The sequence below is a fragment of the Bacteroides sp. HPS0048 genome, assembly GCF_964240755.1.
Taxonomy (GTDB): Bacteria; Bacteroidota; Bacteroidia; order Bacteroidales; family Bacteroidaceae; genus Bacteroides; species Bacteroides nordii.
The window spans coordinates 244,122-270,038 of sequence record NZ_CAXSVC010000001.1 but is presented as its reverse complement, the minus strand read 5'-3'; the positions used below and the strand labels follow the sequence as shown (position 1 = coordinate 270,038).

Annotated in this window: 21 protein-coding genes; 5 read left to right on the top strand and 16 right to left on the bottom strand. The window is 40.7% G+C overall.

All coding sequences use genetic code 11. From position 1 onward, the window contains the following. The first annotated feature begins 2 nt into the window (after positions 1-2). From ACESQI_RS01010 to ACESQI_RS01000, 3 genes are all read left to right on the top strand, one after another. Positions 3-428: a hypothetical protein gene (locus ACESQI_RS01010; protein WP_155921397.1), complete on the top strand. Its 426-nt coding sequence runs from the start codon at positions 3-5 to the stop codon at positions 426-428. 340 nt (positions 429-768) lie between these two features. Then, the gene (locus ACESQI_RS01005; RefSeq protein WP_373125367.1) at positions 769-3,264 is read left to right on the top strand and encodes a hypothetical protein; all 2,496 of its coding nucleotides are present in this window, start codon (positions 769-771) and stop codon (positions 3,262-3,264) included. An 83-nt stretch (positions 3,265-3,347) separates the two neighbouring features. Then, positions 3,348-6,137: a hypothetical protein gene (locus ACESQI_RS01000; RefSeq protein WP_320908719.1), complete on the top strand. Its 2,790-nt coding sequence runs from the start codon at positions 3,348-3,350 to the stop codon at positions 6,135-6,137. Between the two features lie 158 nt (positions 6,138-6,295). Here the strand turns inward: ACESQI_RS01000 and fucP are convergent, their stop codons facing one another. From fucP to ACESQI_RS00970, 6 genes are all read right to left on the bottom strand, one after another. Next, complete coding sequence (gene fucP, locus ACESQI_RS00995) at positions 6,296-7,612, bottom strand: L-fucose:H+ symporter permease (protein ID WP_256142165.1); 1,317 nt, start codon at positions 7,610-7,612, stop codon at positions 6,296-6,298. Positions 7,613-7,635: 23 nt separating this feature from the next. Further along, entirely contained in the window at positions 7,636-8,031 is a 396-nt protein-coding gene (locus ACESQI_RS00990; RefSeq protein WP_320908718.1) for an L-rhamnose mutarotase, read from the bottom strand. A 14-nt stretch (positions 8,032-8,045) separates the two neighbouring features. Further along, a complete protein-coding gene (locus ACESQI_RS00985) occupies positions 8,046-9,488 on the bottom strand; it encodes a rhamnulokinase family protein (protein WP_373125378.1) in 1,443 nt (480 codons plus the stop codon). Then, entirely contained in the window at positions 9,488-10,126 is a 639-nt protein-coding gene (locus tag ACESQI_RS00980; protein ID WP_002558716.1) for a class II aldolase/adducin family protein, read from the bottom strand. The genes ACESQI_RS00985 and ACESQI_RS00980 overlap by 1 nt, the downstream gene beginning before the upstream one ends. Before the next feature lie 65 nt (positions 10,127-10,191). Then, complete coding sequence (fucI, locus tag ACESQI_RS00975) at positions 10,192-11,964, bottom strand: L-fucose isomerase (RefSeq protein ID WP_002558715.1); 1,773 nt, start codon at positions 11,962-11,964, stop codon at positions 10,192-10,194. Positions 11,965-12,036: 72 nt separating this feature from the next. Beyond that, positions 12,037-13,017 carry a GntR family transcriptional regulator gene (locus ACESQI_RS00970; protein ID WP_002558714.1) on the bottom strand — a complete coding sequence of 327 codons (981 nt, stop codon included), beginning with the start codon at positions 13,015-13,017 and terminating at the stop codon, positions 12,037-12,039. A gap of 461 nt (positions 13,018-13,478) precedes the next feature. Here ACESQI_RS00970 and ACESQI_RS00965 point away from each other — a divergent pair, with 461 nt between their 5' ends. After that, positions 13,479-13,874, top strand: a complete 396-nt coding sequence (locus tag ACESQI_RS00965) for a hypothetical protein (RefSeq protein WP_373125366.1) — start codon at positions 13,479-13,481, stop codon at positions 13,872-13,874. Positions 13,875-14,013: 139 nt separating this feature from the next. On the opposite strand, the gene ACESQI_RS00960 is transcribed toward ACESQI_RS00965, so the two are convergent. Next, the gene (locus ACESQI_RS00960; RefSeq protein WP_256142163.1) at positions 14,014-14,712 is read right to left on the bottom strand and encodes a SprT family zinc-dependent metalloprotease; all 699 of its coding nucleotides are present in this window, start codon (positions 14,710-14,712) and stop codon (positions 14,014-14,016) included. A 269-nt stretch (positions 14,713-14,981) separates the two neighbouring features. Between ACESQI_RS00960 and ACESQI_RS00955 the strand changes: the two genes are divergently transcribed. Beyond that, a complete protein-coding gene (locus tag ACESQI_RS00955) occupies positions 14,982-15,725 on the top strand; it encodes a head GIN domain-containing protein (protein WP_195350648.1) in 744 nt (247 codons plus the stop codon). Between the two features lie 362 nt (positions 15,726-16,087). Here the strand turns inward: ACESQI_RS00955 and ACESQI_RS00950 are convergent, their stop codons facing one another. The 9 genes from ACESQI_RS00950 to ACESQI_RS00910 all read right to left on the bottom strand — a co-directional run bounded on the left by ACESQI_RS00950 (position 16,088) and on the right by ACESQI_RS00910 (position 25,886). After that, the gene (locus ACESQI_RS00950; protein WP_002558710.1) at positions 16,088-16,570 is read right to left on the bottom strand and encodes a DUF4252 domain-containing protein; all 483 of its coding nucleotides are present in this window, start codon (positions 16,568-16,570) and stop codon (positions 16,088-16,090) included. Then, complete coding sequence (locus tag ACESQI_RS00945; RefSeq protein ID WP_373125365.1) at positions 16,570-17,079, bottom strand: hypothetical protein; 510 nt, start codon at positions 17,077-17,079, stop codon at positions 16,570-16,572. Before ACESQI_RS00945 ends, ACESQI_RS00950 begins: the two co-directional genes overlap by 1 nt. Further along, positions 17,069-17,578, bottom strand: coding sequence for an RNA polymerase sigma factor (locus ACESQI_RS00940; RefSeq protein ID WP_195350650.1), 510 nt, complete (start codon positions 17,576-17,578; stop codon positions 17,069-17,071). The genes ACESQI_RS00945 and ACESQI_RS00940 overlap by 11 nt, the downstream gene beginning before the upstream one ends. Positions 17,579-17,638: 60 nt before the next feature. Continuing rightward, a complete protein-coding gene (gene argB, locus ACESQI_RS00935; protein ID WP_256142162.1) occupies positions 17,639-18,412 on the bottom strand; it encodes an acetylglutamate kinase in 774 nt (257 codons plus the stop codon). Between the two features lie 181 nt (positions 18,413-18,593). After that, positions 18,594-20,486: a biosynthetic arginine decarboxylase gene (gene speA / locus ACESQI_RS00930; protein ID WP_195661436.1), complete on the bottom strand. Its 1,893-nt coding sequence runs from the start codon at positions 20,484-20,486 to the stop codon at positions 18,594-18,596. Between the two features lie 120 nt (positions 20,487-20,606). Next, on the bottom strand, positions 20,607-21,134 hold the full coding sequence (locus ACESQI_RS00925; protein WP_373125364.1) for a shikimate kinase: 528 nt from the start codon (positions 21,132-21,134) through the stop codon (positions 20,607-20,609). A gap of 171 nt (positions 21,135-21,305) precedes the next feature. After that, positions 21,306-23,693 (bottom strand): DUF4906 domain-containing protein, encoded by a 2,388-nt coding sequence (locus ACESQI_RS00920; protein ID WP_373125363.1) that lies wholly within the window; start codon positions 23,691-23,693, stop codon positions 21,306-21,308. 1 nt (position 23,694) lies between these two features. Then, complete coding sequence (locus tag ACESQI_RS00915) at positions 23,695-24,837, bottom strand: hypothetical protein (protein ID WP_373125362.1); 1,143 nt, start codon at positions 24,835-24,837, stop codon at positions 23,695-23,697. 14 nt (positions 24,838-24,851) lie between these two features. Further along, complete coding sequence (locus ACESQI_RS00910) at positions 24,852-25,886, bottom strand: FimB/Mfa2 family fimbrial subunit (RefSeq protein ID WP_320935648.1); 1,035 nt, start codon at positions 25,884-25,886, stop codon at positions 24,852-24,854. Positions 25,887-25,917 lie beyond the last annotated feature (31 nt).

The window sequence follows — 25,917 nt, the reverse complement described above, 5'->3', positions numbered from 1 at the left end:
TTATGAAAAAGTTTATTATAGCAACAATTTTAATATTAGGTATAATTCCTAATTTTGATGGAAATATTACTCTCGTATCAGAAGCAAATGCACAGATGATGGCTTATGAATTTCCTGGAGAAGATGATTGCAGTAATTCAGATGAGACCATGTGTATATTTTGTGGGACATGTTATGATACATATACTTACAGTTCTTGCCCATCGTGCGGTACCCTCGTAAAATGCGACGTTTGCCAAAATCATTATTCATCAACCGAAGGACACGATTGTCCTGGTTCAAGTTCAGGTTCAGGCTCAGGTTCTGGCAGTAGTTCAGATGGATATCGATATGATTGTACATCTTGCGGCAGATCATTTTATTTAAAAAGAAATGTTTTCTACGCTGAATGTCCATTTTGTCATGGCATACTAGAACCATATTATTAACCATAAAGAAAAGTATAAACGATTAAATAACAAAGTTTAAGTATATTCAATTAAAAAATGAATGAAAGTACATAAAGTGCAGACAACTTATGCAACTCATTCATTTTTTAGCACCAATAATAATGTACTTATTTCTCATATATCCAAATATATAAATTATATGATATACCGATATTTTCTTTTTTTTATTATATTATTATATAGCAGCATTACAACAAACGCACAAAACGCTCTGAATAAAATCAATTCAAAATTCATCAACTATCTAACAGCTACTCTACCCGAAAAAATCTATCTGCAAACAGATAAATCCTGCTATGTAGTAAAAGACACCGTTTGGATGAAAGCATACGTAATCAGCGCACAAATCCATCAGCCCTCGCCAAGCAACTTTGTGTATGTGGAACTTATCAACCAACTGGATAGTATACAGAGTCGAATCAAAATAAAAAAAGATTCTATCGGATTTCAAGGATATTTAAAACTAAACAAAGAACTACCTACAGGCGAATATGCACTTCGCGCCTATACAAGCTGGATGAGAAATGAATCGCCAGAATACTTTTTCCAGAAAAACATAACAATAGGAAAAGTAACAGAGGCACCACGGGTACTCACAATAGAATATAAGCCAACAGAAGGAAACGAAATTCAAGCAATAACCAGATATACTTACAATGACGGTTCTCCAATTAAAAATTGTAGAATAGACTTCTCATACAACAAAGACGGAAAAAAATACAGAAAAAGATATACTCTTACAGACAAAAAAGGAGAAATAGAACTTGGTATACGATTGGAAAACAATGCAGCTCCCACAAAGCAGATACTAACAGCCACTGTTTTTGACTCGGAAGGAGGTATTCTCAATAGCCAACAATTCACAATTCCACAGATAAAAAATGACTTTGATTTACAATTCTACCCGGAAAGTGGAATTCTCCTTAGCGAAACGCCACAAACCATAGCATTCAAAGCTATTGGTTCAGACGGACTAAGTATTTCTGTAACCGGGAAAATAATCAGTGAAGGTGGAATCACATTAGCAGACATAAAAACAATGCACAATGGCATGGGAAAGTTCTTCTTATGTGCACAAAAAGACACCACCTACTACGCATTGGTAAAAACTCTAAATGGATCCGAAAAGAAATTCAGAATCCCCAGCGCACAGGCAGAGGGAATAATATTATCACTAAACAAAAGAGGAAACAATTGTATCTATTCATTTGAAAATCGAACTCCATATCCTACCGACAGTTTATTACTACTCGCTCATACACGCGGAATGCTTTCAATCACAAAATCTCTAAATGATAAAGAAAAAGTTGGAAGGTTTTCGCTAAATCAAACACCCGAGGGTATACTTAATGTGGCAATTGTCAATCGGGCAGGAAACGTCTTCTGCGAACGAATGATATATATAAAGAAGAACAACAGACCTGTACCAACTGTAGATACCGACTCTCTTGAATATAAACAAAGGAGTAGAATAAAACTAAATATAAATGCCTTAAAAGGGAATTTCTCTTTATCTGTCACTGATGCCGAAATCGTAAAACATAACCCCTTAGAGAACAATATCATTAGCCAATTTTTATTAACATCTGAATTAAAGGGATATATAGAAAATCCCGGATATTACTTCACGGCCAATAACAATGAAGTAAACGAATATTTAGATTTACTTATGCTCACACAGGGGTGGAGACGCTATGATTTATCTGCAATCCTCCAAGGGCAAATACCGGAAATAAAGGAGCCTTTGGAACGGGGACAATCATTAACAGGCAGAGTTAAACCTATTTTATGGAGAAAGACAGACGGTATAGAAGTGGTTGGATTTACCAACAAATGGAAAGCCATACGGGCCACATTAGACACATTGGGAAATTATGTGTTTAATGGTATCGAGTTTCCTGACAGTACGGCTTTCACAATCAATGCAGTCAACAAAAAAGGTAAAGCCAAAGGAGTTATGATTTATCCTGATCCGGAAAGATATCCGGAAGCGCACCTTTTTATAGCCCATCCCCAGCCAGAGCAGAAGAATACAAGAAATAAAGTATTAGAAAACTATCAGGATCTTTACAAAAAAAACAATAGTAACTTACAAGAAATTATATTAGATGATGTAACAATAACCGCCAAATACATTAGCAAAACAGGAAAATTAGCTGGTGAGTTTGCAGCCCACGCAGACTATCTCATTATAGATCAAGATATAGAGACAAAATACAGAAATAAATCAATAACTAATATTGTCAATGAAGCCATCATACAACGTTTTCCTGGAATTAGCACAGCTAATATGGACACACTTTATTATCGCGGCAAACCTGTACGTATTGTAGTTGATACGAAAGTCATTGAATTAGATGAACTCCAATTTTATATGGCCAACGAAGTTGCATCTATCTCCTTTTTTAAGGATGCTTCGGAAGTACCGTTTTTTATGCCTGTCCGCAATGGAGACCAGATGGAAAAAATGGATGAATACAAAGGAGTGATCCTAATCGAATTAAAAAATGGAGGTACCGCCCACTATTATCGTCCATCATTGGGACTGGCAACTCTCTACCCATTAGGCTATCAAAAACCTGCAGAGTTTTATTCACCCAAATATGATGTACCCGATTCATTACAAACGACAAAGACCGACTTCAGAACAACCGTTTACTGGAATCCACAAATACAGACCGATTCCACTGGACATGCTAAAGTGTCTTTTTATACTACGGATATGAAGCACGACATGGACTATGTTTTGGAAGGAATTACCGAAAAAGGGATACCATGCAGGGCTACAGGACGGATAAAAGCGAAGAAGGAATAAAATAAGGTCCCCAAAGAATGGGAAAAATTCCTTTCTGAAAGGGATTTTCCTTATTTATCTTTGAAGAATCGAAACGGAATAATATGAGACACACAATCATCTTAGTAGCTTGCTTGGTTAGTTTGCATTCGCAACCACAAGAAATACAGGTTCAAAAGTTTTTCAACCGAAAGCTTATCGACTATCTGACCACTACTCTTCCTGAGAACGTTTATCTACAAACAGATAAACCCTACTATGTAGTGGAAGACACCATCTGGCTAAAGGCCTACGTAGTAAACGCACAAATCCATCAACCGTCACCCAGTAACTTCGTGTATATAGAACTGATAAACCGGTTGGACAGTGTGGAGAAACGTATCAAAATCCGAAAAGAGAATCATGCTTTCTGCGGATATCTGCCACTCGATAAGAAATTAATTCCGGGGGAATACGTTTTAAGGGCATACACCAACTGGATGCGAAACGAATCACCGGACTATTTCTTCCAGAAAACCATTACAATAGGAAGAATCATGCAGACACCCAAAATTCTGACAGTAACCTATTATCCGGACGAAGAGGGAAAATTACGAACCATAGCCAAATATACCTATAACGATGGCTCACCGGTAAAGAACTGTAGGATTGATTTCGATTACAACAAAGGTGGGAAAAAATATCGAAAAAGATACACTCTGACCAACTCTCAAGGAGAAATCGAATTACAGATTCGACAAGGTGACTCTCCGGAAAAGCAACAATTATCGGCTACGGTATTTGATGACAAAGGAGGTATTGCCTATGAACAAAAGTTCATTATTCCGGAAAAAGGAGGAGATTACGACGTGCAGTTCTTTCCGGAAAGCGGAACATTATTGACAAATATACCGCAGGTTATCGCATTCAAAGCTATAGACACAGATGGGATGAGTACAGCAGTGACCGGAAAAGTATTTAGCGCAGGAGGGATGTTTATGGCAGATATAGCGACCCAACACGACGGAATGGGGAAGTTCCCGCTCTTGCCACAAAAAGACAGTACTTATTTTGCTGTAATAACAGACAATAAAGGGGTTGAAAAACGATTTCAACTGCCGAAACCACATGAAAAAGGGGTAGCTTTACAACTTCGACGGCAAGGTGGAGCATGTATATATATGTTCCAAAACCAAACAGACTATCCTACAGACAGCCTGTTTCTAGTAGCCCATACCCGGGGAATGCTTACGACTGTCAAACAGCTAGACAACAGCAGTAAAACAGGAAAATTTTCTCTGACACGCGCACCGGAAGGAATTTTAAATGTGGCAATCGTCAACAAGAAAGGCAACGTATTCTGTGAAAGAATGATATACGTGAAAAGAGGCGCTCATTATACCCCTCAAATACAATCCAACCAGGATTTATACGGACCAAGAGAAAAGGTGGAATTGCAATTAACATTGCCCGGCAGAGGGGATTTCGCTCTTTCAGTCACCGATGCGCAACTCATAAAAGGAGACTCACTGGAAAACAACATTATCACCCAGCTATTAATACAATCGGAACTGAGAGGATTCATAGAAAACCCTAACTATTATTTTACACAAAACACAACGCAAGTAAATGAACATCTGGACTTATTGATGTTAACTCAAGGTTGGAGAAAATATGATTTATCTTGCATCTTACAAGAACGTATTCCCCAACCCAAGTATCCATTGGAACTTGGACAGTCACTTACCGGAAGGGTGAAACCACTCCTATGGAAAAGTATGGATGGGGTAGAAGTAGTTGGTTTCAGCAATCACTGGAAAGCCATACACGCACAAGTAGACAACTCGGGAAACTATACATTCAATGGAATTGAATTTCAGGACAGTACCGCATTCACCATTAATGCAGTCAACAAAAAGGGAAAGGCAAAAGGAGTCATGATTTATCCGGATGCCGAAACATTCCCTGACTCAAAAGTATTCATTCCACATCCAAGAGAGGTCATACAAAAAGAAATCGGCAATGCTTTGGACGAATATCAACAGACCTATCGACAAAGCAATATATGGAAAGAAATTACATTGGACGAAGTGAATATAACAGCGAAATACATCAGCAAAACAGGAAAACTGGCAGGAGAATTCGCATCTTTTGCCGACTATGTCATTACAGACAAAACGATTGAAAGTGAATATAAAAACAGATCAGTATGGGATATTATAAAAGAAAACTTCATAGACAAGATACCCGGAATCGTCCAACTAAAAGAAGATGAATATATTTATCGGGGTACTACATTAAGATTTTCGGTTGACTTAAAATTGATAGAGCCTAAAGATCTACAATTCTATATGGCAAGTGAAATAGCTTCTATTTCTTTCTTTCGGGATGCACAAAGCGTACCGGTTTATGTTCCAAATCTAATGGTAGGAGTGGTTGTGCCAGAAGGAGGGCTGATTCGTGATCCCAAATTAAAGCCCGGCTCCATCATTAAAGATGTTGACAATCCAGATTTTGAATATCTTTCCGGATGGGACAAAGATGACCTACTGCGATATACAGCCGAAATGAGTAAATATAAAGGGGTAATCCTTATTGAATTAAAGAATGGAGGTTCAGCCCATTACTTCCGCCCTTCACTCGGCTTGGCAACTCTCTATCCGCTGGGTTATCAAAAACCGGTAGAGTTTTATTCACCCAAATATGATGTGCCCGATTCCACACAAACCGGTAATACCGATTTCAGAACTACCCTTTATTGGAACCCACAAATAAAGACCGATTCCACCGGACATGCCAAAGTATCTTTCTATACTACGGATATGAGGCATGATATGGATTACGTATTGGAAGGAATTACCGAAAAAGGGATGCCATGCAGAACAACAGGACGGATAAGAGCAAAAAAAGAATAAGATAAACCGCTATAATAATAGGGAAGTTCCTTTGGAGAGAGGGTGTAAAAAGCAAGACCTGCTATCATCCAATTACAAATTCACGTTAATTTACGCAGATTTCATTTAGAACCTGTTAAAATTTTGCGTAAATCAACGTGAATCTCTGGTTTATAAAGTTACCTCTTTATCCTTTTATAAGACCGGTGTCCATATATAGTTACCACTACAAAACAAATAAATGGAAGTATAAACGACAAATTCACTGCCGGCATGCCAAACAAAACCGATTGGTCAATAATGCTTGCCTGAACCGGAGGTAAAACAGAACCACCCAGAATGGCCATAATCAATCCGGCAGCACCAAACTTGGCATCATCACCCAATCCCTGAAGGGCAATACCATAAATAGTAGGGAACATCAACGACATACAAGCCGAAACACCCACCAGACAATACATTCCACCAATATTCTGGAAATAAATAACTCCTACCGTTAAACAACAGGCAGCAATTGCGAGAATTTTCAGTAAAAGCCCGGGATTGAGATAACGCAGAATAAACGTACAAATAAAGCGGCTCACACAAAAAATGATCATCGCAACAATATTATACTGTTGAGATAAGACCTCAGCAGCCTGCTCACTCATCCCTTGAGAGACAAACAGACGGGTACCATATTGGATAATGAACGTCCAGCACATAATCTGTGCACCTACATAGAAAAACTGCGCAATAACTCCCTCCCGGTAATGGTGAATAGAGAAGATACGTTTCAGCGTTGGCAGAAAATCAATCGAATGAGAATGATCACCACTTTTAGGCATCTTCACCATACGAATCAGTAACAACATAATGAGAATAATGACTCCAATCACGAGATAAGGAGCTATAAGTACTGCCAGATCCGAATCACGCATCGCTTCAAACTCCGTAGGAGAAAGCTGACTGCGTTCTGCTGTCCCCATCGGATTAAGACGATTCTGAATAAAATTCATGGCCACATACATACCCAATAGTGACCCCATCGGATTGAAGGATTGAGCCAAATTAAGTCTGCGGGTAGCTGTCGCTTCCGTTCCCATTGACAAGATATAAGGATTGGCACTCGTCTCAAGAAAAGACAACCCACACGTCAAAATAAAGTAAGCGATTAAAAAAGGATAATAGCATCCGGTCATCATTGCCGGGAAGAAAAGTAACGCCCCCAATGCATACAACCCCAACCCGAGCAGAATACCCGCTTTATAAGAGTACTTACGAATGAACATTGCCGCCGGAAAAGCCATAGCGAAATAACCACCATAGAAAGCAACCTGTACCAACGCACCATCTGTCACACTCATTCGGAATATTTTGGAGAACGCTTTCACCATGGGATTGGTGATATCATTGGCAAATCCCCAGAGTGCAAAACAACTGGTGACAAGAATAAAAGGGATAAGATAGCTAACGCCGTCTTTGCTCAAAATCGATTTTTTGGAAGTGTTGTTCATAATGGTAAAAGGGGTATTAGAAATTATTCTGATTCATATAAATAAAACATGCGCTCCATAGGCTGCCATTTCTGCGCTGAAGTAGCTCCGGGCTCTGTCAATTGGAATATCGACATATAATCTTCCCATTCCTGCTGACGCGGCAGAGTGGCAAGACGAGCCATGGCAGTATCCCAGTCAAACTCCAACGGAGTTTCTACAATCATAAAGAGACGTGTACCGAGAATATAAATTTCCATTTCAAGGATGCCAACTTCGCGAATACCTGCCATCACTTCCGGCCAGATATTTTCACGGCTATGCCGACGACGATACTCAGCTATCAATTCAGGGTCATTTCTCAAATCAAGTGTCCGGCAATAGCGTTTTACAGGCTGATGATATTCCTGCGTCCGATAACTCTTTATAGATGTTTCCATAAAATTATTCGCTTTTAAATTATTCCTTTTATTTCTCTACGGTCAGCAATTTCACCTTTGGCTAAAGCTTGCACCAGAATGTTACCAATGGCCGTAGCTTCTACCGGACCTGCATATACAGGAATACCTAATGCATCTTCTGTCAACCGGTTCAACAGTTTATTCCGACAGCCACCTCCAATAATGTGCAATGCCTCTACCGGAGCAGGCAACAAACGGTTTAATTGTTCGATCCCTCTTTTATAACGTTGAGCCAGTGAATTTAGTACACAACGCACATATTCACCTTGTGTAGAAGGTACCTGCAATTCATGAGTACGGCAATAATGGGCTATGGCAACTTCCATATCCGCCGGACAGGCAAAAGCCGGATCATCGACATCAATCACAGAAGTGATTTCTGCCAGTTCAGCAGCAGAGATTAAAGCATCGTATTCAGTCTCCTTTTGATTTTCGCCCCATTGGGCTATCAAACGTTGTAAAATCCACAAACCCGTAATGTTCTGCAAGAAACGAATCTTGCCGCCTACTCCACCCTCATTGGTAAAGCCGGACAGCCGGGCTTCTTCCGTTAAGACAGGTTCATCGAGCTCAATCCCCAGTAATGACCAGGTTCCGGAACTCAAAAATGCATGACGAAGGCTTGTAGCAGGAGCAACGCTTTCAAGTACAGCATCCGTATCAGCAGACACAGAGCACCCTGTCCCCAAGCCAACAGTAAACACAGCACTTGCCGTATCATGCGAACCTACGGCTATCACATCTACTTCATAATCCAGGCCAAGTTCTGCGGCAACATCTTGTTTCAACTGTCCACGTACTGTACCAGGCATAACAATCTCTCCGAAAAGATGACCGGGTAGGCCCAACTGATGGATCAATGGCCAGTTCCACGTCCGGCTACGCGCATCCAGCAGTTCGGAAGTAGACGCGATACTATATTCATTGTTTGCCGTCCCAGTCAGGAAATAACTGAAAAGATCCGGCATAAACAACAGGCGGTCGGCTATCTCAAGAGTAGCATCTCCCTCTTTCTTCAAACTGTAAAGCTGAAAGAGTGTATTGATCGCCATCACCTGAATACCTGCTTCGGCATAATGCTGTGAAACATCCGTACCTGCAAAGAATTCTTCAGGAAGTCCATTTGTCCGGGAATCACGATAACAAACAGGGTTACTCAACAGATTACCTTTCTTGTCTATCAACCCAAAGTCGACTCCCCACGTATCAATTCCGATCCCCTTTATATGATACCCCCTACGAACTGCTTTACTTATACCCTGTTTCATATCAGCAAACAGTGCCGGAAAATCCCAGTAAAGATGATTACCCAATTTTACCTGCCGATTGGGGAAACGGTAGATTTCCTCTAAATCTACCATTCCCGCACTGACAAATCCAGCCATAACCCGGCCACTTCCGGCACCAAAATCTATAGCTAAATAAGTATCTAACATCATTTTGTCTTTTTTCCTAAAACATACGTTTCAAGATCATCTATTTCTTCCGGAGTCAATACAGTATAATCACCACCAGACTGAATGATAATACGACACGCCATCTCAAAAAACATGGCACGTTCAAAAGCCTCATCAAAATCTTTGCCACATACTACCTGTCCATGTTTCAGTAATAACACTGAATTGTGGTCCTTCATCCCGTCAATCACCCCTTGGGCCAGTTCTTTCGAACCAGGACGATAATAAGGAACCACCGGAATTTCGCTACCTACGTGGCAAGGAATCTCTGCCGTTACATTAAAGTTGGTAGGACGGTTTTTCATGCAAGCCACCGCAGTTGCATAATGTGATTGAAAATGAAGTACTACATTCACATCCGGACGTTCACGAAGAACGCCAAAATGAAAGCCGCTCTCCATAGAAGGTTTTACACCATTCAAGACTTCACCGGTGGAAAGGCGACAAATTGAAACTTTTTCCTTTGGTAAAGAAGGTACCCATGATCCTGTACCGGTAATCAATACTTCATCACCGATACGCCACGAGATATTTCCACTACTGCAGATTGTAAGATTTGCATCACCTACACGATGTGCCTGAGCCATAAACTGCTCTATTTGTTCATTTGTTATCATAAGACCTATTTATCTGTTTTTTTAAGTACTGTATCTTAATTAAATATTTCAACTGCTGATTCGTATTATTTATAGACAGGACCATAAACAGTGCAAGCTCTGTAGTCTGCCCCCTCTTTATCCATACCAAATGCATTCCATGCAGCAGGACGGAAGATCTTATCATCTTCTACATTGTGCATACAAACAGGGATACGAAGCATGGAAGCCATGGTTATCAAATCCTGACCGATGTGTCCGTAACTAATAGCGCCATGGTTAGCTCCCCAGTTGTTCATGACAGAATATACATCTCTGAAAGCCGGTTTGTCGCAAAGACGGGGTACAAACCAGGTAGTGGGCCAGGTACGATCTGTACGTTCGTCCAACAATTTATGAATTTCCGGATCAATCTCAACGGTCCATCCTTCTGCAATCTGCAAAACCGGGCCAAGCCCTTTCACCAGATTCAGACGCATCATAGTGACAGGCATACCTCCTTTTGAAAGGAAATTAGATGAAAAACCACCCCCGCGGAAATAGTCACGGTTGGCAGGATACCAGGTAGTAGCCTCCAGACACTTTTCTACTTCTGCTTCTGTGATATCCCAGTAAGGTTTCATTACCGGTTCACCTTGTTCATTGGTTTGTTGCCCCGTACCATCCAATGTGGTAGCACCGGAATTTATTAAATGGATAATACCATTGGCAGCACGGCCGGTAAGTTCCTTTCCTGTCACACGTTTCACAGCCTCCGGGCTCCAATAAGTACGTACATCTGAGAAGATTTGCGCACGGTTGGTCAACAAATGTCCAAAAAGCATGGCAACTCCATTGCAGGCATCGTTTTCTGTTGCCACCACATAGGCTTCACGAATCCCATTCCAGTCAAAAGAGGTATTTAATAAAGCTTCGGAATAGTCTCCGTTCGGATAGAAATCAGTCCACTGGCGTTGTCCCTGAAAACCGGCAGCGATAGCATTGTGTCCCAAGGCTTCTTCTTTGAATCCCATTTCACGCAATTTCGGGTTTCCTTGCATCAGATCACGCATTATAATGGTCATCTTCACAATAAATTCCCAATCTTCATCCTTCTGTTCACGGGTTTTCGTCTTTTCAGGGATATTGATATCTTTTCCTTCATTTTTCTTACAATATTTTTCAGTCCATGCCATTGCTTTCACGAACTCATCCTTATCATAAATACCTTCAGTCATACGACGGATTATTTCAGTCAAATCGACAGATTCATTGCGCATGCCTAAATATTCCTGGAAAAAATCCGGATTAACAATAGACCCGGCAATACCCATGGAAACACTCCCCATAGAAAGGTAAGATTTACCTCGCATGGTGGCTACAGCCTGTGCAGCACGGGCAAATCGAAGAATCTTTTCCGCCACATCAGTAGGAATAGAGTTGTCGTTTAAATCCTGTACATCACGTCCGTAAATGCCAAAAGCAGGTAATCCCTTCTGAGCGTGCCCGGCCAATACAGCAGCCAGATAGACAGCTCCAGGACGTTCGGTTCCATTAAATCCCCACACAGCTTTCGGATAGTAAGGATTCATATCCATTGTTTCGGCACCATAGCACCAGCAAGAAGTGACAGTAATAGTAGCCCCTACTCCTTCACGCTCAAACTTTTCTGCACACGCTGCACTCTCAGCAACACGCCCAATCGTACCATCAGCAATTACACACTCCACAGGAGTACCATCACCATTTTTCAGATTCGTAGAAATTAATTTGGCTACAGCTTTAGCTAAATTCATTGTCTTTTCTTCAAGGCTTTCACGTACGCCACCCTGGCGGCCATCAATCGTGGGACGAATCCCAATTTTCGGATACTTTTTCATATTCTATGATTTAATAAATAAAACATTTCAAAACCATGCTGAACTGTGCCGAAGCAAGGAGATAAAAAAGGATCATAAAGATCCTCTCAACCGCACTTCCGTGGGAAGATAAGTATGTATCTGCTTACCCGATAGGATGAAATCAGCTGCTAAAGTTCCCATCTTTTCCCAATCAATACTCAGCGTAGTAATCCCTTTATCAATGACTTCATAAGCCGGCGTTTCGTTGTAAGCCAACAAACCGAAATCTTCGCCACATGCAAGTCCGCTTATACGACTTTGCTTGATAAGGCTAACCACATCCAGCTGTCTGATAGCTATATATACTTCTCCTTTACTAATCTTTATCTCATCCATATTGTCTGTCACTTCACACTCAAACTGGTGATCTGTACAAAATTTACGGAAGCTAATGCAAGTGCTTTGAGGATGTTTGGTTCCTTTTACGAATAGCAGAATCAACTTTCTGTAATGTCGCAATCTATCAACAAGCTGTAATAATGCCTGATAAAAGGCATCGTCAAAGTCCTGACATATATAAGAGTAGTCTTTTTTATCAAACTTACCGAAATCGAGTAGTAAAAGTTTAGAAGGATTTATTTTATAAAGATCAGAAGAAAACTTTTCATTATCGAAGTTCATCACAACATATTTGTTGTAACGTCCGAGAGACTCGCGCAGAATAGCATTAAATAAACGTTCATTATATTGATGAAACCATAAATCGACCTTATAACGAACCGATAGATGTTTAATAAAACTATTATAAAGCGTATCTTTGAAAGGAGAATATTCATCAAGCAATAATAAGATACTCCGTTGCCTGTTTACTACATAATAGCCTTTACCTGGAGTAGAATCAATAATGCCTCTTTCTTTCAAGTCGAGAAAGGCCTTAAAAACTGTATCACGTGACACTTTATAATATTGACTTAGTTGATTAATGGAAGGCAATGCGTCTTCAGCCTTATACTTGCCTATTGAAATATCCTGGCTAATAAGATCAGCCAATTGTTTCACTTTAGTAGTTTGTTGTCCGAAAATGATTTCCATACAATTAGAATTAAAAGGTAGTAAGAATGGAACGCACAACTATGCTGAACCATCCTGCCACAAAGTAAAGTAATTTATTTAAAATCAACAAGAAAAAAGAATATGTTCTACAACACGAAAGACACCGTCTGAAAAGCCTGAATTACACACTATACAGCTTCATCTGTAGCGAATATAATAAATACAAATACGGAGCGGTAGAATTCGCATCCCCTAAAAAAACGCCTGATTCCAAAGAAGTATCCGAAAAGAAATATCAATACCCAATATTTACATTACAAGTTCATTACTACATTAGATAGATATCTTCACACCTACATACACATTCCAAAGACGAATAAAAGAGCATGATAATATAGTGATAGCCATTCGCTATAAATTGACATTATTTAGACACCCTTCCTTATAGGCTATCACAAATAAAATCAGTATCTTTACCCCGAAACTTTAAAAGTATTATCATGGCACACCCTCTGAACACTAATAAACAATTTATGATAGGTAATGGTATTCTGGCATTTGCCGTCATCTTTATTGTAGTAGTCTTTGTTTATATGAGTATGAGGCTACAACGCAACAAAGAAGCAGACCGCCATTTTATCGAAACCTACACAATTAATCTGACAAAAGGATTTGTAGGCGATTCGCTCTCACTCTTTGTGAACGATAGCCTGGTAATGGACAAACAGATATCAGAAGAACCTGTCACTGTAGAAATAGGTCGTTTTGCAGAAGAAAGCGCATTGATGATTGTAGATAATATTACAGAACAAGTATCTGTTTTCGATTTGAGCGAGAAGGGAGGCAACTATCGATTTGAAAAGGATACAGACGGAATAAAACAACTGGCACGCTAAACATAGATTCTCTGAATTATAAAAATACGTATTTAACTATGTGTTAATTACCTATTTAACACATAGTTAAAATGCATAGTTTATACTTATAAAGTACGTACTTTTTAATAATCTGTAATACAAGTATATAAGAAAGATTTCAAATATCGGTTTTATACTTCTTCAGTTCCTCACGCAATTCAAAAGCTTTACCGCCAGTCATAGAGTTTAGCAATGCCCAAAAACGATCTCCATGGTTCATTTCACGCGTATGGCTGAGTTCATGAAGCAAAACATAGTCAATTAAATGCTTAGGCAACAGAACCAGAAAATAAGACAGGTTGATAGCCTTACGCGCCGAACAACTTCCCCACCGGCCACGACTGGAGTTAATCTTCACACTTTTATATGGCAATTTATGTTGTTCTGACAGCATATAAAGCCGTGGAGGCAAGATGATCTTTGCATTTCTTCTGAGAGCTTCTTCGATAACCTTACGTAACCACACTTGCAGATTCTCATCCGCAAAATCAGCAGTAGGAGGGCAAATAATACGCATTTCACCCAATTCCGAATGAGCCAGAAACTTATCACGTTGCCCACTAACAAGTGACAATTTAAAATATTCCGTATCAATCTGGTAGTTGAGGTCTATCAATGGACGAACTACTTTCTCCTTAAGCCCGCGTAACTTTACACGCAACTGATCTATAGCATTCGTAACATCAGCAGAGGTAGTTCCAGGAGGTACACTTACATAAATAGCATCATTCTTTGTACGAAACACAAGGCTCCTTGCGCGTGCATTAACACGTATGACCAAAGTGCCTAACTCCTTATCTTCAATTATCTCATCCATTCTTTTCATACATCTGCAAATAAACAAATAATCCACCGGAAGAGCAAATTCAATATAATAAAATCAGGGTAAGTGACGGTTAATTATTGAAACGCAAATATTCGTAAAGAGGCAGATACAGGTATAAAAAGAATAGTCTCTTTTTAATCTGTACCAACTCGCATTAATCCGCGCTTCATTAAATATCAATACGAAAAAATCAAGATAAGATGCAACTTTACCAGGATAAACTACGTCTAATATACAAAAACCTAGAAAAAAGAAAAGAAATGAAGACGAATTTAACTGTATTATTAGCTACAATCTTAGTTTGCTTACTGACCAGTTGTACCTTTATCGGCGAAAGAGCAGAAGGATTAAAACCCAGTAAGAAAATGATTACCAGAGATTATGAGATTAAAAACTTCACTGCAATAGACGCCAATACAGTGAGTAACATTCACTACACACAAGCCACAGACGGAAAAAGTTCTCTCCAAATATCCGGACCGGACAATTTTGTCAACCTGATACAGGTTTCGGTAAAAGGTAATACATTGGTACTTACAATGGATAAACAGAAAAAAATCAGGAACACCAAAAACTTAAAAATTACAGTAAGCTCCCCTAATCTAGACCGTATTAACTTCAAAGGTGTAGGAAATATTAACATTGAAAACAAACTCACAACCAACACACTTGATATAGAGAGTAAAGGAGTGGGTAATATAGAGATACAAGATCTTAGTTGCCAAAATCTGACAGTGAGTTCTATGGGAGTAGGCAATGTAAATCTGAAAGGTAAAGCAGAAAGTGCCAATCTCTATTCAAAAGGCGTGGGCGATGTAGAAGCTACCAATCTGGAAGCTATTCACGTGAAAGCTTCTTCCCACGGAGTAGGAAATATATCATGCAATGCTGTCGAGTCATTGGACGCCGCAGTAAGAGGTGTAGGAAGTATCCACTATAAAGGTTCACCTGTACAAAAGACATTCAGTAAAAAAGGTGTGGGAAGCATAAAAAGTATAGAATAGTAAGAATTGCAGAAACAAAAACATCTGTAGCTTGTTACTTCAACGCAAAGATGCTTCGGAAGCATAAGAGATTTCTCAAAGGCAGGAATCAGATAGATTATTAAAATTCTCTCTTACATATAACTTTATCTCTAACAGAGATACAAAAAGGAAGTTTCCGTGAGGCAATTTCCTTTTTTTGTTTTTCCCTGATGAAACAGATAAACATAATAAAAGGGCTACTGCATCACGCGGTAGCCCATCTATTTAGTTAGTCTTATTTATAAAAATTTGAGAGAATTGAAACTTCACAGCCTCAAGTTGTTTTAATTAAGCACACTAACTATATTATATGTTTAAAGCAAATGAAAATGTCTTTTTTATCAAGAACGTTTGGGCTTCATTGAAGCAGCCAGTTTTGAGATAAACTCTGAACTCATATTACCTGTAAAATTAATCACAGAAAAATTATTCTTCCCATGCATTAACATCACCAGTTCAATAATCGTATCATTCTTCTTTCGCACCATAATCTGACAATTTTCGGTACCGTCTTTGAAAGAAAGAAACGGTTCAAATCTTCCGGAATTCTTTTCTACCACTTTCAGAGCTTCATCATAATACTCTTGCCCTTTCACTTTGGCAGTAAGCATCTGCATACTCTTCAGATTGGATATTATCTCCAGAATTTCATCATCTTTTTCAGCATCACTTTTCATTATTTCCTCCATCATTTTCGGACTGATAGTGACACAAGTCAGATTTGAATCTCCTTTATGCTCTGTCAGAAAACGGGAGGCAAAGTCCTGAGCTGATACAGCTACAGACAGCAATGCCATCCAGCACATTAAAAGAACGCTCTTCATTATTTCTTTATCATATCGACTACACCTGCCCGCACGCTGTCGGTCAAATGCTGGTCTTGTGATTTATTGATTCCCTCAGACAATATCATTAAAGCAGAAGACACTTGTTTGTAAGCTACTTCCGGATCATCATATGTATCTGTGTAGGCGTCATAATTATAATCCAAAGCCTCATCGGCAAAAATGGTATGTTGTGCTATACCGCCCAGTGAAAACATCACAGCAACAACTGCAGCAGCTTTGAACAAAGGCATAAATCTTCCTGCCAATGTCAGGCGCCTTGCCTTCACTACAGGCGTTTCTACCTGAGCAAGAATACGTACATCAAAGTCCTCACTCAGCCCAACTTCCTGTTGAACCTGCTGATAAACAAACAGATCTCTATATTGAAGCAAATGAGCAGGCACCTTTTCCTGTGAGAAGAAAGTACGCAATTCTGACTCTTCTTCCAAAGAAGTTTCACATTGCCAATATCGCTCCAAAAGTTGTTCTATATACTTATAGTCCATATTCTTCAATCTCAATATACTGTTGTTTCACTTTTTGTCTTGCTCTGAAGAGGTTCACTTTAACCTGTTCCTCCGTCAGATGCAGGACTTTTGCAATATCCTTATAACTTTCGCCCTCTATATCCCGCAGCTGCATTATAAGCCGTTGTTTCTCAGGAAGTTCATTGATTAACCGATGAATAATCTTCATCCGTTCATCATTCACCAGCTGTTCATAAGGACCGGAAAGATCAACCTCTTCAGCCATATCCGAGGTAAGTTCTACGTTCTGAGCTTCTTTTTTTTGACTCCTATCTATTGCTAAATTTTTTGCAACTATCAAACAATAAGCTTCAATAGACTCAAATTGCTTCCACTCGTCACGTTTATTCCAGACTCGTATCATGGTGTCCTGAACTACATCCTCTGCTTCTGCCCTATCCAAGGTTATTCTAAGCGCCAATCGAAAGAGTTTATCTTTCAAAGGAAGTATGTCGTTTCGGAAACTGATTTCTTGCATCTCTATTAGAATGACGGGTGAGAATATAAAAAGTTACAGGTACAATCGTATTTTTTTGAATTATTTTTTAATACGTGTACCACTATCCCCATTAATTGCTGATGCTAAGGTGATTACCACTTCTGAGACACCTGCATTAATTGCTTCAAAAGAGTTCTCAAGCTTTGGAATCATACCACCTTGAATAATACCATCGGCTACATATTGATTAAACTCAGCAGGTGTAATCTGCGGGATAACACTGTCATCATCATTTTCATCGCGTAATACCCCCTTCTTCTCAAAACAAAAAACAAGAGTCACATCAAAAAACTGAGCAAGTGCTTTTGCTGTTTCCCCGGCAATCGTATCGGCATTCGTGTTAAGCATATTCCCTTCGCCATCATGAGTCAGCGGAGCCATAACCGGAACTACACCTTTATATATAAGGTCAGACAACAAGGAAGCGTCTACCTTCTTCACATCACCGACAAAGCCATAATCAACTTCTTTCACCGGACGTTTGGCCGAGCGAATCACATTCATATCCGCCCCGGTCAGCCCTAAAGCATTCACCCCACGAGCTTGCAGGCCTGCTACAATATTCTTATTGACCAATCCTCCATAGACCATTGTTACCACTTTGAGTGTTTCGGCGTCAGTTATACGACGCCCATTCACCATTTTACTTTCAATGCCAAGTTGGGTTGCAATCTTTGTGGCCGATCTCCCTCCTCCATGAACAAGGACTTTATGTCCTTCAATAGCTGCAAAATCATTTAATAATTGGTTGAGTGTGGCTTCTTCTTCTACTATTTTGCCACCAACTTTAATAACAGTCAGTTTTTCTCTCATAATTCTATATATTATATAAAGGAAGGTGCGTTAAAAGTCTGAGACAGCTATCAATATATAACTTTAAAAACGCAGATTAACGCTGATTACCGCAGAGTTATTTAATCTTTGCGTAAATTAGCGTAATCTGCGTTTTAATGATAGCGAATTTTACCCTTGGGCACCCTCGCCAAAGGTTCTATTATTCCAGATAGGTATATCCGTAAAGCCCGGAGCGATAATTTGAAAGGAATTCTTTTCCTTCTTCCACAGAAATCTTTCCTTCTTTTACAGATTTTGTAACCCAGGTTTCCAGTGTTCGCACCAATTTCTTAGGATTATACTGTACATAATCCAATACTTCCGCTACTGTCTCACCATCAATAATCTGTTCAATTGTATATCCCTTTTCGTTTACAGATACATGTACTGCATTCGTATCACCAAACAAGTTGTGCATATCTCCCAATATTTCCTGATAAGCACCAACAAGGAATACTCCAAGATAATAAGGCTCTTTACTTTTCAAACTATGCACAGGCATATAGTGAGCTACATTCTTTGTCGAAATAAAGTTTGCAATCTTCCCATCCGAGTCACAAGTAATGTCCTGCAAAGTAGCTGACCGCTCAGGTTTTTCATCCAATCTTTGAATAGGCATAATGGGGAATATCTGATCGATAGCCCAGGAATCCGGCAGTGATTGAAATAACGAGAAATTACAAAAATATTTATCGGCCAATAGTTTAGATAGACCACGGAACTCATCCGGTGCATGCTTCAACCCACTCGCTATCTGATTTACTTCTCGAGTGATAGACCAATAAAGCCGCTCAATCTGTGCACGAGTTTTCAGGTCAACAATACCATGACTGAACAGATCGAGTGCCTCTTCACGAATCTGCTGTGCATCATGCCAGGCTTCAAGCATCTTGTTCTGATTCAAGGTATCCCAAATGCCATACAGCTCCTGCACCAATTCGTGTGCATCCGGTGCGATCTCTTCCTCATCATCCCATTCGGGCAGTGTAGTCGTTTCCAAAACTTCAAAAACAAGTACAGAATGATGTGCCGTCAATGCACGTCCGCTTTCTGTTATAATATTGGGGTGAGGAATATTATTCTTATCACTGGCATCTACAAGAGTAGAAATAGAGTCGTTAACATACTCCTGAATAGAATAATTCACACTACTCTCGCTACTCGATGAACGGGTCCCGTCATAATCAACTCCCAGTCCACCGCCAATATCGACAAATTGTACATTAAAGCCCATGGAATGAAGTTGTACATAAAACTGGGAAGCTTCACGCAAAGCAGTCTTTATGCGACGAATTTTAGTCACCTGGCTACCAATGTGGAAATGAATCAGTTTCAAGCAGTCTTTCATATCCTTCTTTTCCAGGAAATCAAGTGCCTCAAGCAATTCGCTGGAAGTCAATCCAAACTTACTGGCATCACCACCGGATTCTTCCCATTTACCACTACCGGAAGAAGCAAGTTTAATACGAATACCGATATTGGGCATTACATTCAATTGCTTCGCCATCTTGGCAATGAGTTTCAGCTCATTCATTTTTTCTACAACAAGAAAAATACGCTTGCCCATCTTTTGTGCAAGTAGAGCAAGTTCAATATAACTTTCGTCTTTATATCCGTTGCAGATAATCAACGAATCAGAATCAGTATTAACAGCAATTACAGCATGGAGTTCCGGTTTGGAGCCAGCTTCAAGACCAAGATTAAACTTCTTTCCATGACTGATTATCTCTTCCACAACCGGACGCATCTGATTTACCTTAATAGGGTAAATGATGAAATTCTGTGCTTTATAGCCATACTCTTCAGCAGCTTGTTTAAAGCAATAGGCTGTCTTCTCAATCCGATTATCCAGAATATCCGGAAAACGTAGCAACATGGGAGCTGCTACATCACGCAACTGTAGTTCATCGACCAACTCCTTCAGATCGACACCTATGCCATCCTTACGCGGTGTAACAACCACATGACCTTTGTCATTTATACCAAAGTACGAAGTACCCCAACCTGTTATGTTGTAGAGTTCCTCAGAATCTTCAATACGCCACTTTCTCATTTTAATGTATTCAGTTGTGTTTATAAAATATTTAAGGCAACAAAAATAGTTATAAATCCATAGTATACAATCAGAAAGACACGTTTTTTCAATAAGACAGGTTCAGAAGGCACAAATAAGTCATAGTTTTAATAAATCGCGTAGCCGCTGCACTGATTTTTCAATCTGTGAGCGATCCTCTAATTCATCAGCATTAAAAATATACTGAGCTTGAGAATAGAACGGAGCACGTTTCTCCAACGCCTGAATGATAAATTCCTTTAATTCCTCGTCCTCTTTACCTTGCAAAATAGGACGCTGCTGTTTGGCAACACGCAACCTACGAAATAAAACATCGGGATGGACATTCAAAAAGACAGTCTTACCATTATGATTCATGAAATCCATATTATCGAAGAAGCAGGGAGCACCACCACCCGTGGAGATAACAACATTTTCAAAAGCACCTACTTCACGCAACATATTTTTTTCCAGTTCACGAAAACCTGCTTCACCGCGTTCGGCAAATAACTCTCCCACTGTCTTATGGAAACGCTCTTCCATATACCAGTCCAAATCAACAAACGGTACGTTCAGTGTTCGGGCAAAAGCTTTCCCTAAAGTAGTCTTACCGGCACCCATATAGCCGGTCAGGAATATACGAATCATAATTACTTTTCTTTTCAGGACAAAGATAAGAAATAAAAGTGAAACTGAATATTCTTTCGCGTTACAGAATCAGTACTCACCGTGAGAATTACCGCCATTGATGTTTGCTCCCTCTTGAGGTACAGTTATCCTAAAATACCGTTTTACCGATATTATAAAAAACACACAGCCTCATTTCGAATCGCGCACGCACCGTATCGGTCCTGCTACTGATTTTACATAATAAAAATAAAACTGATATTCGAATATATGGAACAGACCGGCATCCTTATGGATATGCAAAATGTTCACTCGGTTGTCAGTATCCGTAGTTGCATTATGGTAGTTCCCACAACTGTTTGTACGAAAACCTCCTCCATCGCCCACACGTGTTCCCTGTGTCGGGAAATAAGAAGTCGGACCCTCTTTCCAATTCTGCATATACATATTCATTCCATATCCGTCCGGAAATTTATCGTCATAATTGATACCACCCATAGATCCGGGATTGAGCCCCGTATTTGTAAATTCGAACCACAATTCACCCGAGGCAACCCTCCAGCCTGTGGGACAAGGATCGAAAATAGATTTTTCCGTTCCATAGTTATCATATATATGTACATTATTATTTTGGTTAATCGTATAAGCTTTCATTCCATCGGAAGCCGGTTCCAGCCCACCCCAAAGTTTGTTGTCACTTTCTCCTATCGGACACCAGTCTCCATTATTGAAATAATTACTCTTTTGTTGTACGTAACTTTCATTTCGGTTAACATCGTTCGTTCCAGTGATAAAAACCGTGGGATTGGCGATGGCATGTCTGACAGCTCCAGTCAGAGTGCTCCCAATCACCGAATGGAACAGCTTGTTTTCATCTGTACCGGATGTCTTATGCACTTCAATCTGGTTGGAGTTGTCATAATGCTGATCTGTATGTTCGTCGTTATAATCCTGATGTTCACTTACAATATTGCGTAAAGGAGGGAAAGGATCTTTTCGTCCCCATTGATACAACATGCCGAAAGCCTGTGTCATTTCATCCGGATACCGATGGAGACCAATTCCTAGACCTTTCTGATTCTCCGCCAATGCACCGAGATTGCATGACATGACGGCATAACCCTGAATACGCGGTTTCTCAGGATAGATACCATTATTATCCCAGTCGTATGTGTAATAAGTAACAGCCCTGCCGAGATTGTCCGGCTCGTGGTCTGTAACCCAGATGTGCCAAGACCACAGAATGTCTCCCTTGCTATTGTAAGCACCGATCAAGGCATTACCTTTCTTTTGCGTTCTAACATAGATTTTCTGATGAATATCACCTGTATTCTCACCGAGTTGCACCAATGTTCCATCCGTATTATCACCAATGCAGTCTTTGGTCTGCCAGATAATGCCGACACTGGCTATTTTCAGATTCTCGTCATGAGGACTTAAATAGTCTGCAAAATTATATCCGCCTCCTGTCTCTACACGGTAATAGGGCTCAAAAGAAAGGAAACCGTTTGGCTTTACAACAAAGCAGTTGGACGATGGATTGTTTTGACCTTTCTCTCCTGTGATAGTCAACGTCACGCGATAAACTTGATTGCGTTGTATATTAAAATTATTAAATGAGTTTCCTCCGGGATAAGCTGCATAGAGATATCTTTCACCACCAATTTCAGTGGTTACATCCACCACAAGCGCATTGGAGGGGGCTCCATCAGACTTATTACCACCTTGAGTTTCTGTTTCCCCTTGCAGGTTTTCAGGAACATAGAAAACAGCCCACTCTTTATCTTCACTCTTTTCCAAATCCGAAGCGGCAAAGGCAATGGAACTGAATGTCGTCCCATCAGGAAATAGAACCGCATTCATCGGTTCCCCCTCTCCTTCACCGGCAAATGTCTCTATCCGGCAAATATTCGGAATTTGCCTAACATTGATGTTGTTCAGCTCCATCTCTGCTTTCAGCATCTCTACCTTTACTTTGAGCTTGGCATACATACGTGTAACCGGGACTGTGACCGTAATACCTGTTGTTACCTCTACCTCCTCGCTTACTCCATCCATTGGTATCGACACTTTATCTATCGACCGCAACGGAAAAGCGGTAGGCAAGGTCTGCTTCTTCAGTTGTTCCAGATTCTTAAACTTTTGCCATGAAGTATCCGTTCCATCGTTGGCCCAGTTGTCATAACCCGTGTTGGTTACGACATATACGAGAGACGGAACCCCGGCTTTCAGGTATACGGGCAGGTCTTGTAACATTGCCTGGTCGGTGATAGTATAGTAACGCGGCTTTATCAGCAATTCTTTCGTTACCGCATCGTACTGGAACACCCAGATATTGTGTACCTCCTTTTCTTCCGAAGTCTCATTCTCAGGGATGCTGCTTGGTATAGACGCCCTTGTCTCTGCCTGTGCTTCAACGGCAAATGTATTGACGGACAAATTCAATTCGGCTTCTGTCAATCCGCTCTCGTCAAGGACCACTCCGTCTGTTCCACTTCTCTCCGGTTGCAGTTCTTCCGTGCAACCACCCATTACGATAGCTGCCAATAGAAGTATGAATAATAAAAAATAATGTTTCATATCAGTCAAAAGTATATTCGTTGTCATAAGCATATTTCCATTCTTGCACATTCACCATGAGTCTGCTATTGCGAACGGTAAGGGTGAAACGATAGAGGTTGTTACGTGAGATGTCAAAACGCTTGGCATTGTCGTTATTATCTGTCTTTCCGCTCTCATCGTAACTTGCGAAATAGACTTTATGCGGCTCGTCCTCACCGGTCTGGACATCGAGCCTAACCTCAATGCACGAGTATTTATCGCCCGCGTCGATGTTCTGGTATTCGAGCAGATAAGCAATCCATTTCTCATATTTATTTCCATCAGCACCTGTCCACTGGCTTGCGAAGCGAAAATTTTGTATTTTATCTTCCGCATCGTTGCTATTTTCCACAAGGTGCAAGCCGCTGACATAATCGCTGTTCCACTCACCGCCGTGATCGTAGTTATCCTGTGAAAAAACGTTTTTCGGAGCACAATATCCCTTTTTATTATAGCGACGAATCTTTACCTCACTGAACGACAAGTCGAAATGGTCGTCCGTCTTGAGTATCACCTCTACTTTTGCCACGGCACGGAGCAGGGTGACAGGCTCAGACAGTAATGTGGCCTCTCCGGACTTGAACTCTATATTATTGTATTCGTGGACGCCATAGAAGGGAATCAGTCGTTCCGGTCCCAACTCGAAAGAAGAAAAACGATCGAAGTACCCCCATTCGGCATCACATATATCCGCAAGAAGCGTTTCTCCAGCCTTCATCGCATCGTCGCCATATTGCGGCCAGTTGGCAAGCACGACCATCTTGAAGTTTTTGTGATTGACCAAAGCGGCGGGTGCCTTGCCAAGCACACTGTAATCGCTGTAATCGTTTCCTTCAGCCACCACGAAACCATCCGGCTCGAAACGGGCGATGAACTTATTGGCGGAGGTGAAAAAATAAATCCTATAGTTGTTGTTCTCTATGTCTATGTAGTTTTCATAGGTTTCGCCAACCTCATAGCTTTCACCGCTCTTCAGGCTTTTTGTGGGTAACCTGAAGCCGATGTTGAGAGTTGTTTCTTTATCGGATATGCCAAAGGCCTCCGTGTCATGACTACACGAGGTACCCCACAACACAAGGAGCATCAGAGTCCCTGTAACGATATGTCGTACCACATTCTTCATTTGCATTCCTCCTATTATAATTCGCTGTTTTGCAGCATTACTTTCCAAGAATTGATATAAATGTAGGCATCTAGCCAACGGTCACCTTCATCAATGAAGAACACCATGTCGTATACGTCCTGCCTGTCAAGATACTCCTGGTCGTCCATATCCCGGTTATAAAAACCTTTCACAAGCAAGGCATAGTCGATAAGGGGAATGGAGAAAACCGCCTTTCCTGTTTCCTTATTAGCCACGGTAAGCCGTGTCTCCTGCCCTTTCACAAGGCGTGGCACGGTCAGTTCGGCTATGGCCGCGCTGAAAATGGCACGAGATGCAGTCTGGTTTTCTTCGGGTTGGGTATCCATGCCTGCTTCCCCGGCATCGGTATGCCATGCGTAGAAAGTCACCGGCTCGTCGGGTAACAACGTATTATCCCAGTCCATGCTCCCGTTAGTGCCGGTAATGGTAAAAACAAACTTCTCTTTGTCCACAGCCTCTCCTGAGAGATGCTGCAACACTACTCGTACGTTATTGGTGTTCTTCACCAGCGGTACGGTATAAGTGTACGTTCCTTCGGTTTCTCCGAAGGTCTGTTCCGGTAACCACCCGTGGAACAAGCGGTCGAGATCTTCGGTGACGAATGCCTTGTTCCCAATATCGTGTTGCCTGTCAAGCGTGCAGGTCAAATCTTTACCGACAGTAGTTTCGGGTATCGAGAAAGAACCTTTCTCAGCAGTACCACACCAGGCAAGCAGATCGTATTCACCTGGTTCTACGTCTACAATCATGGCATAGCCATCGGCTGCAAGGGCTTCTCCCCGTTCAGTACCTTGCCAAACCACCCTACCATCGGCATCGAGCAGGTAAAGTGTCACTACGTTCACCTCGTGGGCAAAGGCATCGGCAAACTTCATGTTGTAATCGTAACGAAACTTTACACGATAGTTCACCGAGCAATCGCCCTCGCCCTCATATATTAAGCCGTCGCAGGCATATAGCATCGAAGCGCAAGCAATGGCCGCCAGCAACTTGCAGCTCGTTTTTCTTATGTAAGACCGTATATCCATATGACTTATATTGTTAGATTCTATATATGTA